This is a genomic window from Methanobrevibacter sp. (genome assembly GCF_045611865.1).
GTDB lineage: Archaea > Methanobacteriota > Methanobacteria > Methanobacteriales > Methanobacteriaceae > Methanocatella.
In genome coordinates this window covers 1-13,668 of the sequence record NZ_JAZKXX010000051.1, presented here as the reverse complement: position 1 = coordinate 13,668, position 13,668 = coordinate 1, and the positions used below count along the sequence as shown (strand labels likewise).

The 13,668-nt window shown below is 34.0% G+C and carries 20 protein-coding genes; 6 read left to right on the top strand and 14 right to left on the bottom strand.

The annotated features are described in order from the left end of the window. Positions 1–258, bottom strand: a 258-nt coding sequence (locus ACKI32_RS05050; protein WP_407414134.1) for a hypothetical protein, incomplete at its 3' end; no start/stop codon positions are given. Here ACKI32_RS05050 and ACKI32_RS05045 point away from each other — a divergent pair. Both ACKI32_RS05045 and ACKI32_RS05040 read left to right on the top strand, forming a co-directional pair. Beyond that, positions 248–781, top strand: coding sequence for a Dna2/Cas4 domain-containing protein (locus ACKI32_RS05045; RefSeq protein WP_407414132.1), 534 nt, complete (start codon positions 248–250; stop codon positions 779–781). The two genes, ACKI32_RS05050 and ACKI32_RS05045, sit on opposite strands and share 11 nt — an antisense overlap. After that, on the top strand, positions 768–1,232 hold the full coding sequence (locus ACKI32_RS05040; protein ID WP_407414136.1) for a thermonuclease family protein: 465 nt from the start codon (positions 768–770) through the stop codon (positions 1,230–1,232). Before ACKI32_RS05045 ends, ACKI32_RS05040 begins: the two co-directional genes overlap by 14 nt. Here the strand turns inward: ACKI32_RS05040 and ACKI32_RS05035 are convergent. The 7 genes from ACKI32_RS05035 to ACKI32_RS05005 all read right to left on the bottom strand — a co-directional run bounded on the left by ACKI32_RS05035 (position 1,229) and on the right by ACKI32_RS05005 (position 4,923). Continuing rightward, positions 1,229–1,867 carry a hypothetical protein gene (locus ACKI32_RS05035; protein WP_407414130.1) on the bottom strand — a complete coding sequence of 213 codons (639 nt, stop codon included), beginning with the start codon at positions 1,865–1,867 and terminating at the stop codon, positions 1,229–1,231. The two genes, ACKI32_RS05040 and ACKI32_RS05035, sit on opposite strands and share 4 nt — an antisense overlap. A gap of 13 nt (positions 1,868–1,880) precedes the next feature. After that, positions 1,881–2,279: an RDD family protein gene (locus tag ACKI32_RS05030; protein WP_407414128.1), complete on the bottom strand. Its 399-nt coding sequence runs from the start codon at positions 2,277–2,279 to the stop codon at positions 1,881–1,883. 9 nt (positions 2,280–2,288) lie between these two features. After that, positions 2,289–3,308: a hydrogenase expression/formation protein HypE gene (gene hypE / locus ACKI32_RS05025; RefSeq protein WP_407414126.1), complete on the bottom strand. Its 1,020-nt coding sequence runs from the start codon at positions 3,306–3,308 to the stop codon at positions 2,289–2,291. A 106-nt stretch (positions 3,309–3,414) separates the two neighbouring features. After that, positions 3,415–3,789, bottom strand: a complete 375-nt coding sequence (locus tag ACKI32_RS05020) for a 30S ribosomal protein S8e (protein WP_407414124.1) — start codon at positions 3,787–3,789, stop codon at positions 3,415–3,417. 193 nt (positions 3,790–3,982) lie between these two features. After that, entirely contained in the window at positions 3,983–4,222 is a 240-nt protein-coding gene (locus tag ACKI32_RS05015; RefSeq protein ID WP_407414122.1) for a hypothetical protein, read from the bottom strand. After that, positions 4,223–4,519 carry a hypothetical protein gene (locus ACKI32_RS05010; protein WP_407414120.1) on the bottom strand — a complete coding sequence of 99 codons (297 nt, stop codon included), beginning with the start codon at positions 4,517–4,519 and terminating at the stop codon, positions 4,223–4,225. A 56-nt stretch (positions 4,520–4,575) separates the two neighbouring features. Continuing rightward, a complete protein-coding gene (locus ACKI32_RS05005; protein WP_407414118.1) occupies positions 4,576–4,923 on the bottom strand; it encodes a hypothetical protein in 348 nt (115 codons plus the stop codon). Positions 4,924–5,113: 190 nt separating this feature from the next. On the opposite strand from ACKI32_RS05005, the gene ACKI32_RS05000 reads away from it, so the two are divergent. Both ACKI32_RS05000 and ACKI32_RS04995 read left to right on the top strand, forming a co-directional pair. Further along, a complete protein-coding gene (locus ACKI32_RS05000) occupies positions 5,114–5,797 on the top strand; it encodes a DNA polymerase domain-containing protein (protein ID WP_407414116.1) in 684 nt (227 codons plus the stop codon). A 37-nt stretch (positions 5,798–5,834) separates the two neighbouring features. Then, entirely contained in the window at positions 5,835–6,527 is a 693-nt protein-coding gene (locus ACKI32_RS04995) for a TIGR02253 family HAD-type hydrolase (protein WP_407414114.1), read from the top strand. Here ACKI32_RS04995 and ACKI32_RS04990 read toward each other — a convergent pair. From ACKI32_RS04990 to hemB, 4 genes are all read right to left on the bottom strand, one after another. Beyond that, a complete protein-coding gene (locus tag ACKI32_RS04990) occupies positions 6,522–7,295 on the bottom strand; it encodes an exodeoxyribonuclease III (RefSeq protein ID WP_407414112.1) in 774 nt (257 codons plus the stop codon). The two genes, ACKI32_RS04995 and ACKI32_RS04990, sit on opposite strands and share 6 nt — an antisense overlap. After that, complete coding sequence (locus tag ACKI32_RS04985; RefSeq protein WP_407414110.1) at positions 7,295–8,836, bottom strand: phenylalanine--tRNA ligase subunit alpha; 1,542 nt, start codon at positions 8,834–8,836, stop codon at positions 7,295–7,297. Before ACKI32_RS04985 ends, ACKI32_RS04990 begins: the two co-directional genes overlap by 1 nt. Positions 8,837–8,945: 109 nt before the next feature. After that, entirely contained in the window at positions 8,946–9,821 is an 876-nt protein-coding gene (locus ACKI32_RS04980; protein WP_407414108.1) for a triphosphoribosyl-dephospho-CoA synthase, read from the bottom strand. Then, positions 9,822–10,823, bottom strand: coding sequence for a porphobilinogen synthase (gene hemB / locus ACKI32_RS04975; protein ID WP_407414106.1), 1,002 nt, complete (start codon positions 10,821–10,823; stop codon positions 9,822–9,824). It lies immediately after the preceding gene. Positions 10,824–11,166: 343 nt separating this feature from the next. On the opposite strand from hemB, the gene ACKI32_RS04970 reads away from it, so the two are divergent. Continuing rightward, positions 11,167–11,541, top strand: coding sequence for a DUF6932 family protein (locus tag ACKI32_RS04970; protein ID WP_407414104.1), 375 nt, complete (start codon positions 11,167–11,169; stop codon positions 11,539–11,541). After that, a complete protein-coding gene (locus tag ACKI32_RS04965) occupies positions 11,525–12,451 on the top strand; it encodes a hypothetical protein (RefSeq protein ID WP_407414102.1) in 927 nt (308 codons plus the stop codon). The genes ACKI32_RS04970 and ACKI32_RS04965 overlap by 17 nt, the downstream gene beginning before the upstream one ends. A gap of 69 nt (positions 12,452–12,520) precedes the next feature. Here ACKI32_RS04965 and ACKI32_RS04960 read toward each other — a convergent pair whose 3' ends face one another. Further along, positions 12,521–13,291, bottom strand: coding sequence for a TMEM175 family protein (locus ACKI32_RS04960; protein WP_407414100.1), 771 nt, complete (start codon positions 13,289–13,291; stop codon positions 12,521–12,523). 149 nt (positions 13,292–13,440) lie between these two features. Next, the coding region (locus tag ACKI32_RS04955) for a transposase (protein WP_407414098.1) at positions 13,441–13,668 on the bottom strand (228 nt) is incomplete at its 5' end.

Sequence of the window (13,668 nt, the reverse complement as noted above, 5' to 3'; positions counted from 1 at the left end):
GGCAAAAATCGCATCCATGTAAAACGCAGGAGCAAGTGCGACCTGACGGCGGAATTTTTCACGGTTTTCAGGGGCGGCAGAATTGATCCTGACCCGTTCTACGCACCAGCGTATATCCTTGTAATCTCCGGGGCGTTTGGCGGCATATCCGGCGTTTTCTTCGCCTTCAATTATCCGGGCACCGGGAGGAATGACATCCAGCAGACCATTGATGAACGCCAGGCTCAAAGCGTGTTTATAGGAAAACATGAAAGGCATAAAGACCCAACCTACCAAGGCAATGACTCATGGAAGCCAAATCCACCAGGAGCTTGAAGACATCTTCAAAAGGGATGCAACACCAACAACATTCGAAAATGCAATTGAGGAATCAAAAAAAGAGGCATCAATGTCAAGGGAATGTTTTGTAATAGCTCCAGAATACGGAATCAGAGGTTATATTGATGAAATTTGGATGAAACCTGATGAAATCGTAATAATTGATGACAAACCTGGAAGAACACCCTACCAATCAACAATGAATCAGGTAAGGGCATATTGCCTTGCCTTTAAGGACATGACAGGCGATGTTCGAATAATCAAAGGTGCTCTAAGAGAGCGTGGAACTGAAAACCTATTCTGGATTGAAATATTTACACCGGAAGTTGAAAAAGAAATCAGATTTACAATTGATAGGATTCATGGTTTATTTGAAGGTTCAAAACCATTCATTCCAACAAAAAATCCTAAAAAATGTAAATCATGCAGATTTAAAAACGACTGTGAACATGCAAAAGCGTAAAATATCTTTAATATTGTTAGTTATTTTCATAATAACTCTCGGCCTGACTGCCATTAATGTATTCCTACCGGATTCAAGTAGTGAATCTGCTGCAGGAACAATAAACATCAATAACACCACAATACATTATGACAAATCGGGAAAATGCCTTGAAGTAATTGATGGAAACACCATTCAAGTATATGGTGTCGGACGAGTGCAACTAAGCCAAGTTAAAACACCAAATCAAGGTGAAGTTGGATTTAAAGAAGCTAAAGATTTTGTTGAAAAAGAGTGTCTTGGAAAAACAGTTTATCTTGATATCGACAATCAAACACCCGAAGACAGATATGGTCGTGCATTAGCGATAGTCTACACTGATTCAATAGACATTAACAAAGAGTTAATTAACAAAAACCTGGCAGAAATATCCTACTTCCCACCAAGCGAGTTTAAAAAAGGAGAAATCTAAACAACCCTGTTTAATCCCAAATAAATTTTATTTTTAGCATAAACTTTATCTAATATAGCATTCCACTCTTCAACGGTTATTCTTCCCTTATTTGGAATCAAATTGTCGAGTGATGATTCATTTAAGTTTAAAATATCAGCCAAAATAAATGATAATGTCTTTCCGGTCAAAGACAGTTCATAAGGGTCATATCCAGTCACTGCCAAAACCCATACGTTATCCTTTGAAGAACTTGAATATTCATTTCTAAGAGAGTCAAACCAACTGGCAATCACATTGCCTTCACTTCCAAGCCCATCACCAATGGAAATATAGTAGTCTTCACCTGAAAAGTCAATTGATGCAATAGCATTATTAATTTTTGCTTTAAGCTCAGGAGAATCTAAATCAAGCTCAAATTCATTATTCGTGATAGTGTCAGTTACGTAATTTTCAATTTCCTTAACATTCTTAAAATACCCTATAGGTTCCAGCCTGTCGGGGTCCCTATCACACAAATCATAGATTAAATCCTCATCGACATCGACTATTTCATATCCCTCAAGTTTATGAGACTTATATTCCTTAAAGTCAATGCAGTAGTTTTCAAGGTCTTCTTTGTTTAAGTACCATAGGACTTGGACTTTCTTTATCATTTAAATCAAATGCTTAAATCTCTTTAATTACGACAGTTCTTGTAATTTCATTTAATATTCTGTCTTTCTTTAGGATTTTTCCAATTAACCAATCAAACAATATTGGGAACCAGTAGATTTTGGTTAAATTACGTACAATTGCTTGTGCCCAGTTAATATCATAACCATTTCTTGATTTGACTTCCAGATACATTAATGATTTCCCAACACTAGCACCAAAGAATTTTTCACATAAAATAAAGTAAACCAAAGTTAAAATCGGTGAAATTATTAACATTGATTGATACACTGAATAATAATCACCAGGCCTTACAATTAATGACAACAAGTAAGCAATAATCCATACAAATGCTGAAACAACAAAGAAATCCATTACATATGCAATTATTCTTCTTGTAAAAACACTTACCATTTTATCACCCTAACATACTCTAGGAACCGGATCAGCTATAGGTGCTTCAAGAATCCTTTCACCACCGATTGGAGTGTTTACAACAACATAATCTCCTTCAACAACTTCTCCAATAATAGCTGCATTTTCTGCGTATTTTTCACCTTTAATAGCTTCAAGGACCTCTTCTGCCTTATCGGCTTTAACACCCATAACGACTTTTCCCTCGTTAGCCACCTCAAAAGGATCAATACCTAACATTTCAGATACAGCATGAACTTCCGGCCTGATTGGAATTGCATCTTGCTCAAGTACAACACCGACTCCTGCTTTTGAAGCCATTTCGTTTATTGCATTTGCAAATCCTCCACGAGTAGGGTCTTTCATTGCTGTAACTCCACCCACATCCAAAGCTTTTTTAATAATATTCCACATAGGAGCGACATCAGATTTCAAATCGGTTTCAAAGCCGAAACCTTCCCTAAAGGACATGAGACTCATTCCGTGATCCCCCAGACTTCCTGTGACTATGATTTTATCACCAACTTCAAGACCTGAGTCACGTACAACTTCGCCTCTTTTAGCTATTCCAATTCCGGTTGTTACCATAACAATACCATCAAGTTTGTCCTGAGGCATTACTTTGGTATCTCCTGTAATTACTGCAACATCAACTTCCTCACAGGCCTCATTTAAAGATTTCATGATTTTATCCAAATCTTCTATAGGAAAACCTTCCTGCATGATGATTGCATTGGAAATTGCTAATGGTTTAGCACCCATTACAGAAACATCATTTATTGTTCCTGCCGCTGAAATTCTTCCAATATCCCCTCCCGGGAAGAATAATGGATCGATAGTATGACCATCAGTTGTTAAAACGATTTCATAATCGCCTAAAGGAATTGATGCTCCATCATCTAAAGCATCTAAACTAATACCGCCGTTTACACTTTTTTTAGTTAAATTATCTAAAATTGTGCTAGCAATTAAATTAGCCATTACTTCTCCGCCAGCACCATGATTCATACTAATTTTATCTTCTGACATTTTATCTCCTAATACCAATATATTATAGGATAAAATTTGTAAAAACAAGTATATTAAAATTATGAAAAAAATTTATAAAAAAAAGAGAGATTTAAGGAAAATATCCTTAAATTAAGATTCCGTTAATAACACCGTCTTGACCAGGTCTGGATGTTACTTTAGCATTACCTTCAGGAGTTTCTACGATAGCACCTTTGGTAATGATGTTCCTTCTTACGTAGTTAGGGTTTGCGGTGTTTTCAATTACTCCTAAGATGTCTACTACTTTGGTTTTACCGTTAGCATCAGTTACGTTGATTTTGTTACCAGTAGCTAATCTGAGTTTTTCGTTTCCACCACGGGTTCTAATTTTTCTTAATTTTTTTTCATCTAATCTAGTTTCTGCTGGGTCTCTTCCTAACTCAGCTTTTCTTTTTCCACGGTTTGCAACATTTCTTGCACCAGATGGACTTCTAGTTGATTTTCCTTGAGAAATTGCCATTATTTCACCTAATAAATATAATATAATTAAATAATAATCGCTGTCTATAAGTCTCTTTTCAATCAAACTGTAAGCAAGATTAATAACAGTTCAATTTTTGAGAGCAAAAAAGAGCATTATAGAATAATGATATATAACTATTAATCTATCATTATATATAAATGTTTTATCAAATAGTGAAAATTGAAGATTTTTACTTTTTATTTTTAAGAATAAATTCATCAACCAATTTATCAAAATCCTCTTCACTTAAATTTTTATCGGAAGCGGCGTCCAGGATTTTTTGAATTTCCTCAGTGGATACGTCATCACCCAAAAAGTCAAGCAATAATTCCTTTAAATCAGCATCATCAATATAGGCTTCACCATTTGAAGAAATGGTTTCGACATCGCCTTCAGAGTCAAAGAAATAATATGGAATTTCTTTTGCCATTTATTCCTCCTCATCCCAATCAGGATACTCATAATAAACTATTTTGTATGGATCATCATCAAAATACCATTCATTTGCTTCAAGTGGATTTCCATCCTCATCAAAAACACCTTCAATGAATTCACCATCTTCTGCTTCCCCTTCAAGCTGAATTACAATGTTAACGTCTTCACCTAAATTTTCAACGTCAATGCCCAATTCATCCAAATCGATTACAAGTTCATCTTCATCAGCGTCTTCAGGAATGACGATGACTATTTCATCACCGGGTTTTACGTTTAATTTTTGATTGTCCATATTCTCACTTCCTAACATAATATTATTTACAAAGTAATATTTAAATTGATAGCAACCTAATGGTTACTATCAATTGAGTAGATTATGGATGGAATTCCATAAACATTTTCACATTTTATAGAGCAGATGTTTAATCCTTCAATGAATATTTTAAAGATTAAACAAAGACTGTCACATACTATATCTATTTTAACATTGGAATTTTCAAGAACTTTTTTTGAGATGTTAAAAACTCGTGATGCATCATCCACATACACAGAGTTTGGAATGTTGTTCTCATCAATTCCTAAGTATACCCCATCTGAAATGCAGTAATCTGCACAGAATCCGCTTTCACCATTTACTTTTCCGACAAATGTGTCGTTTACTTCATCATAACTTGAGATTAATGTCTTTTCTTCCATAATATCAAACCTCAAACTTAATTTGTTTTAAAAAAAATATAAATAAACCGCAAGAGCATATGTGAAGTAATATAAATGCTTTATAATCTAAATAACATGATATCAAGCCAATAAGATTGATTTGATTTGGAAAAATTGCATTAGAAAAATATTAAAACAAGATTAATCAAAATTTAAATTAGGTGTTTAAATGGTTAAAGAGTCAGCTGAACAATTGGCACTTGAGGCGGAAATCAAAGCTCAAGCCCAGGTATTTTTAAAATATCTCAATTCAACCCTTCCGGAAAGCATGGAGCTGGAGTATGAAGGTTTTTACAGAAGAGGATTCTTTGTAAGCAAAAAGCGATACGCTGTAATCGAAGATGGGGAAATTATAGCAAAAGGTCTTGAACTCGTCAGAAGGGACTGGGCACCAATCGTTAAAAAAACACAGGAAGCTGTTTTAATGGCAATATTGAATGAAGGTAATGCAGACAAGGCCATTGAAGAAGTCAAAAAAACATTTAAACGCATAAAAAAAGGTGAAGTTGAAAAAAAGGAACTTATTATACACACCCAAATAACCAAACCATTACACCAATACAAACAGGTCGGACCACATGTTGTAGCTGCCAAAAGAATTGAAGAGCACGGCATGAAAGTATCTAGAGGAAGCATAATCCAGTATATAATCGTTAAAGGAAAAGGATCAATTAGCGAACGTGCAATTCCTTATGATTATAGTGAGGGTTATGAGTACGACAAAGACTATTATATCAACAACCAGCTGATTCCAGCAATTGAGAGAATAATGTATTCATTTGGATACACAAAAAATGACCTGGAAGACATGTCACGTGGTGAAGTCCAACAAAGTTTGGATGCCTTCTTCTAAAAATATTTAAATAATTTTAAAACAAAATTAAGATTATATGAATACTGATGATGAACGTGTTGTTTTCTTTGATATAGATGGTACATTACTTGACACATCTGATTTTGCCGAAACCGCAAGAAAAGCAGCAATAGGATTAATGGTAGATAACGGACTTCCTCTTGACAAAGATGAAGCATACGGTGTTTTAAAAACAATTATCCGTGAAAAAGGATCCAATTATGGAAAACACTTCAATGTCATGACTCAAGTTGTACTGGGCCATGAAGACCCTATGCTCGTAGCTCTTGGAATGATAACATACCACAATGTTAAAATGGCACTTCTAAGACCATTTCCTGAAACATTGAATACATTAATCTATCTTAAAAGCCAAGGTTACCGCCTAGCTGTCATATCTAACGGAATTACCATTAAACAATGGGAAAAACTTGTAAGGCTTAACATCCATTCATTTTTTGATGCAGTAATTACCTCCGAAGAAGTTGGAAAAGAAAAACCTGAAAAATTAATATTTGACGTTGCACTTAGAAAAATGAAAGGAAATGCAGAAAAATCAGTTATGGTTGGAAATAAATTCAAAGCAGATGCTCTTGGAGCAGTAAATGCTGGATTAAGTGCGATACTAATTAATTCCGACATAACAGAAGATGACAGAGACTATATTAAAAAAGAACAATTGGACATTCACGTTCTTGATGATATTGGTGATGTGAGAACTATATTATAGGTCTAGTTCAAGGGTTACTGGACAGTGATCTGAGCCATACACATCACTTAAAATTTCAGCTGATTTTACATTATTTTTTAGTTCTTCATTTACATAAAAGTAGTCCAGTCTCCAGCCAGCGTTTCTTTCACGTGCACGTGTACGATAACTCCACCAGGTAAAGTTATTTTCACCCTCATCAAACATCCTGAAAGTATCTACAAAACCTGCAGCTTCAAGCTCATCAAGCCAAGCCCTCTCTTCTGGCAAGTATCCTGACTTACCTTCACAGTTTTTAGGATTGTAAACGTCGATTGGATTGTGGGCAATGTTATAGTCACCAGTAATGACAACATTTTTACCCTGGTTTTTTAGCTCAACCAATTGTTCCAATAATGCATTGCAAAAATCAACTTTAAAATCAAGTCTTTTAGCTTCCATCCCACTGTTTGGGAAATAAATATTGAAAAGAATGAAATTAGGATATTCAACTCTCAAAACCCTGCCTTCACGGTCAAGTTCCTCAACACCCAAACCACGAATGACTTCAAGAGGTTCTATTTTTGAGTAGGTTCCAACACCACTGTATCCTTTCTTTTCGGCTTCATTAAAATAATGGGTAAATCCATCAACATTTATTAGTTTTTTAGGAATTTTGTCTTCACTTGCCCTAACTTCCTGAAAGTTGATGATATCTGCATCACTACTTTCAAACCAGTCCCAAAATTCATCTTTTTTGGAAACTGCCCTTATTCCATTAACATTCCAGGAGACAAGCTTGATTGACATTATAACTTAACCCCATTAGATATAGGCAATTCACGAAGCCATTTGATATCACTTTTGTAAAGCATACGAATGTCTTCAACATCATACCTTATCATTGCAAGCCTTTCAATACCTAAACCAAATGCCAAAGCAGGTTTGTCGATACCTAATGGTTTTAATACTTCTGGTCTAAACATTCCAGCACCACCAAGTTCAATCCAGCTTTCCTTTTCTTCCAAATAAATTTCGGTTTCAGTTGATAAGTAAGTATAAGGGAAGTAAGCAGGTCTGAATCTAACTTCAAAACCTAATTTCTTATAAAACTCCTTTAAAGTACCCAAAAGATTTTGATAGCTAATGCCCTCATCACAAACAAGACCTTCCACCTGATGGAACTCAGGCAAATGCTTGTAATCGAAAGTTTCTCTTCTAAATACCCTACCAACAGAAAACATCTTGATTGGAGGTTCATGTTCAAACAGGTGTTTTGTTGATATTCCAGTTGTATGGGTTCTTAATACGCTTTGGCGAGCGATATCTTCGCTCCAATCATATTGCCATCCGATAGAACCTGTATCAGCACCATTTTCATGGGTTTCAGCTGTGAGTTTTACAAGAGCGTCATCTGGCAAGTCACAGGTTAGAGGATTTTTCAAATAGAATGTATCCTGCATTTCACGAGCTGCGTGATCTTGTGGTTGGAAAAGTGAATCAAAGTTCCAGAATGCAGATTCGACAAATTCTCCATTGTCCTCTGAAAATCCCATATTTAAAAAGATTTCTCTGATTTCATCAATGATTACTCTTAATGGGTGTTTTTTACCAACAAATACAGTAGGTGCTTCAGCATTGATATCATAAGGACGATACTCTAAGCTTTTCCATTCTCCTTCTTTTAAGTGCTGGTGTGTAAGCTGAGTTGCTTGCTCTTTAATGGTGAATCCAACTTTAAGGATTTCTTCACCTTTAGGTAAGAGTTTAAAAGAATGTGAGGTTTCTTTTTTAATGTTTAAAATGTTTTTTCTACTGGTTAACTTTTTAAAACCATCCCTTAAATCATCAGTGAATAATTTAACTCCATCAGCATTGGCTTTAAGATAATCAAGAACTTTTTCATCCGCATCCAATTTGTCTACGAAGTCTTTACCAAAATCAGTTATATTTATTACGCCCTGATCAATTTGAGCCCAGTTTTTACGGCGTAACCATCCAAGAGCAATGTTTGCTTCTTTTTTATCAAGACCAGATTCGCTTGCCAAATCCTTCATGGAAATTTCATTTTTCTCTGCTAAAACATCAAGGATTCTTCTTTCAGGAAGTCCATTTTCAGCATATTCCAATCCATCTTTAGTTAAAGAGTATGTCTGTTGAACCTCTTTGTCAACTTCAATAATGTCTTTAGATGCAAGTGAACCTGCCGCACTCATAACAGATTTAATGTCCATTCCGGCATTTTCAGCAATCTGTTCCGGAGTAGCCTCCGGATTGGCTTCAAGTTCTTTTAAAAGTTTCTTTTCATAAATATGTAATTCACTTATGGTTTTTTTAATATCCTCACTCATTTAAACACCATACATTAAGATTAATAATAGTATAATATATGTGTTAAATGATTTATAAAGCTAGTTATTTTTTGAAAAAAATAGTAAAATTTTAAAAAAATTAAAAAAATTAAAAGTTAGATTTCAAGTAACTAACAAAAATTGAAGCCGCAGTTAAATCAGCAGTTGTTCCAGGATTATACTTGTTTTTAAAAAGATAATCGTCAAATTCTTTAAGTTTATCTGGAAAATCAGCTTCATCCTTTAAGTTAAGTAAGTCACGAGTCATCATTGAGATTTTCAATGCCTCATCAGAACCATACTTTCTTGAAATCAAGGTATCCGGAACCTGTGAAAGAATTGTTAGAAATGTTAAAACACAAGAATCATTTTGGGATTTTTCCTCTTTAAGCTTGTGATAGGTGGGATATCCTATTTCAAAAACAGCAGGCATATCGGAGGTCATCTCACGGGCAAGCATGTCCCAATGAGCGGAAATCTTTAAAACATCATACATTGTTTGATTGTTGTCCCTTAACTCCTGTTTAGCATTATCACTTGCAACATCATATTCATCCTGATCGCCCATTCCGCCGGCGTCTGCAATGTTAATGGCATCATATAAATCACATGCATCATCAACTGAGGTATTTCCCATCAATAACTTAACATTTTCACGAATTTCATCAAATGAATCGCTGATGGCGGCTGCAACTGCAATAGGTGTGGTCATCATCACAATACCCAAGTTGGTGTTGTTTTTAATCCACCTGTCAGTTTCAGCTACTGCCTGCAAGATGTATTTACCCAATTTAGGGTTTTCAACATCGACATCACTGCATGCTTCACGGATTGTATCCCCAATTACAATGCCACTGATGACAAAGTCCTCAAATACCATATCATCATAGTCACGGGTTCTGTGAACATTTCCTGGTTTTGGATAACCGCTAACCTCCAGTGCAGAAGCAATTTGTGCTATTTTTGCAATTTCAGACTCATCCATTTATATCAACTCGTTTAAAAGTAAATATGGTGCAAAATTAGTGATTATTAAGTCTGCTCCGGCCCTTTTGATTGAAAGTAAAGATTCTAAAATTGCCCTTTCGGTTAAATATCCCTTTTCAATAGCTGCCATGAGCATGGAATATTCTCCACTTACGTTATATGCAACCAAAGGCAACATGAACTCATCACGAACCATTCGAACAACATCCAAGTATGGAAGTGCAGGCTTAACCATCAAAAAGTCACAACCTTCAATTACGTCTAGTTCACATTCCCTAATTGCTTCAACTGCATTTGCAGGATCCATTTGATAGGACTTTCTGTCACCCAAATGTGGTGATGAACATGCAGCAACTCTAAATGGCTCATAAAATGCAGAGGCATATTTAGCAGAGTATGACATAATCATTACATTATAATAGCCGTTTTCATCCAATGTTTCACGAATCGCCTTAACCCTTCCATCCATCATATCAGAAGGTGCAACGATGTCAGCACCTGCTTCAGCATGAGACAAAGCCACCTTAGCAATGTAAGGAAGAGACTCATCGTTTAATATTTCAATACCATCATCAGTATCGTCGTTTTCCTCAATCATACCACAATGACCATGAGAAGTGTATTGACATAAACAAACATCACTAATAACAACCAAATTTGTCTCTTTCTTGAGTCTGCGAATAGCCTTTTGAACAATTCCTGTTGCAGAATAATCTGGAGAAGCTATTTCATCTTTAGTGTCTTCTTTTGGAATTCCAAATACAATAATTGATTTTAAACCTTTTTCCTCAAGTTGTTTTGCAAACTCTACTCCACTATCCAAAGAGTATCTGAATTCACCTGGAAGGGATGATATTTCCTCTTTTTCATCACCCTCAAGTTCTTCTTTAAAATAAATCGGATAAATCAAATCTTCTTTTTCAAGTTTGGTTTCACGAACAATATTTCGTATCTTAGCATTCTTTCTTAATCTTCTCATTCTTGTAGTTGGAAATTGCATAATAATCACTTGGTTTAATATTTGATTTGAAAATATTTAAAATTTTTAATTATTGATTTGACTTTGAAAAATTGTATTTGTTGTGTAAAATTGCTTTAACTACATTACAATACTTACTGAAGAAATTTGGTAAATATCCGGAACATATACCGGAAAAAAATATATATTATGAGAAAAAATAAAATATCAAGTGCAGTCGACTGTTAAATTTTTTAGGTGGAACTATGAGAACAGAAAAATTTAACAATTTTGATGCACATGGATACCTTCCCAAAGGCATTCATAACATGACACTTGAAGAAGTAGAGGAAACATTTGCAAAACATTAATACGTCAAAAAATAATGGCCGAATATAAAAAGCATCTGAAAAATCTTATAGACACAAGTTATTATATTGATCATTGGATAGATGGCAGTTTCGCTACATCAAAAGAAAATCCAAAGGATATAGATACGTTAACTGAATTTGATGCAATTAAAATAATTGAAAACCACGACAAGGAAAAGATTGATAAATTAATTAAAGATGCTCATTCAAAAAGCAACGAACTTTGCCATTCATTTAAAGTATTCAGATACCCTCCAGAAAATCAAGACAATTATAACAGATACATCAACAACAAAAGAAGAATACTTATTAAATTATTTGGAAGCGACAAAGAAGATATTCCAAAAGGAATTATTCATTTGGTTGGAAGAATTGAAGATGCTATTTAGAACGATAGAAGAATATGACAAGGAACTAAAAGAGATGGAAATTGAAATTGAAGATATCAAAGAATATCTTAAAAAGCATCCAGAACAATACGGAACACTGGGTAATTTTAAAACAATGAAAGAGCTATATGAAATATTTAAACAGGACAAAATTGACTTTATTCAAGATGTAAATGACATGAACCTGAAATTAAAGGGAGACCAATTGCAATCCCCACTAACATCAACACAACTAAATACATTAGGACAAACATTCAAAACAGTAGAGCATGCCATGACTAATTTATTAACCAAAAACAATCCAAATGAAGATTTGTTAATTAAATGTGTGTCCTTAGGCTCATACAATATCAAATTTGCATTCCAAAACCCGACTGAAGATGACGTGACAAGAAAATCCCCCAGAAAACAGGGCCTTGTGAAACTCTTTGATTACATTAAATGCGGAGACGATATTGAAAAACGTGGACGTCTTGATATTTTACTACAAGATGACGATCAAAACAGATATGAAGTAGAAATACAATTGGGATCAACAGACCCAAGTCATATCATTAGAACAATTGAATATTGGGACACTGAGAAAAAACGATATCCTCAATATGATCATTGTGCTGTAATTGTTGCAGAAGAAATAACCGGAAGGTTCATGAATGTAATTTCACTGTTCAACGGTTCAATTCCTCTTATCGCATTACAACTTTCAGCATTCCAAACTGGAGATGATATATCTCTTGTTTTCACAAAAATAATTGATAGAATCGATTTAAGTACTGATGAAGAGGAAGAACTGGTAACAACAGATAGGAACTACTGGGAAAATACAAAAAGTACACCACACATGATGAAACTTGTTGATTCAATATATGACGACCTCGGAGATTTAATTTCTGGTTATGAATTAAAATAGAGTATGACCTCTAACTAGAAAATTAGAAATCATATCTTACATATACTTTTTATCAAAACCAATACCTTTTCATTCACCGTAAATGCTTTGTCGAATATTGGAAATTAAATCTTTTTCATCATCAGTCAAATTCATACCTTCAAAAGTATCTGAACCAACACGTTTCACACGAATTACAAATACCAGAATTAATGTCAGTAAAAAAGACAATATACTGGCCAATGGAGAAATGAATGCCAATACAAGAGATAGCAATGAACTGATAACCGGCGCCAACAACAGATAAAATAATGTTAATGTAACACCCCTAATATATAATTTTAAATTAGGCAATTCGACTCCGTCACCATAGGAGTCCTTTATAGCAGTTTTTATTTCATCTTTTTTATCAAAATAATCTTTGAAATTATATCTAACCAGCATTATGAACATTAATATGTATAATAAACTGATTAACAATATTAATAATGAAAAGAACATGTTGACATTGAAATAATTGTAAAATTTAAAGAAAAATCCTGTTGCAAAGGGTATTAAACAAACCGTAGCCATTGTAATCATATTCAATGTCAGTATAACATAGCTTATTTTTTTAAAACTAAAAAGAATAACAGTATTCTCCCAAAAATTATATACAAGATAAAAACTAATGAAATATATTAAAATAGACGGTGCCAAATAAGTCATAATATATTCATTTAAAGCAACACCTGATGAAATATCAGCCATTGCAGGCACTGCAATTTCCAAAACAAGAATTGTCATTGCAATTGCAAAAACACCATCAGTAACCGCAGCATGTCGGTCATTTAAATTATTAAGAAATCTGTTTTGTTTCATCAAATATTGATAAGGTTTTTATTTTATTTAATATTTTGTAAAAATCCTACGACTGAAATATTTTTCATCCGAATAACAAATTATAAAAAAGAGGGCGACTCAAAATTAATTATTTTTTAAAAATTTTTTTGCATTAATTTTTATTATTTTCAGGTATTTTGTTTGTTGTTTTGGTGTATGAGTTCGTTTTGTATTGTTTCGTTGCATATTCGTTTTAAATTGTGTGATATTGCGAGTAATTTTGCTTCTGTTTGTGTTCTTTTTAGTCCAGTTGTGTTGAATTCTGTTACTTTTAGATTTTGTTTTATATTTCCAAATGGCCATTCTGCTGTTTTTGATCGTTTTTTGTAGATTTCTTGTGCCCAGGGTGTTTCCAT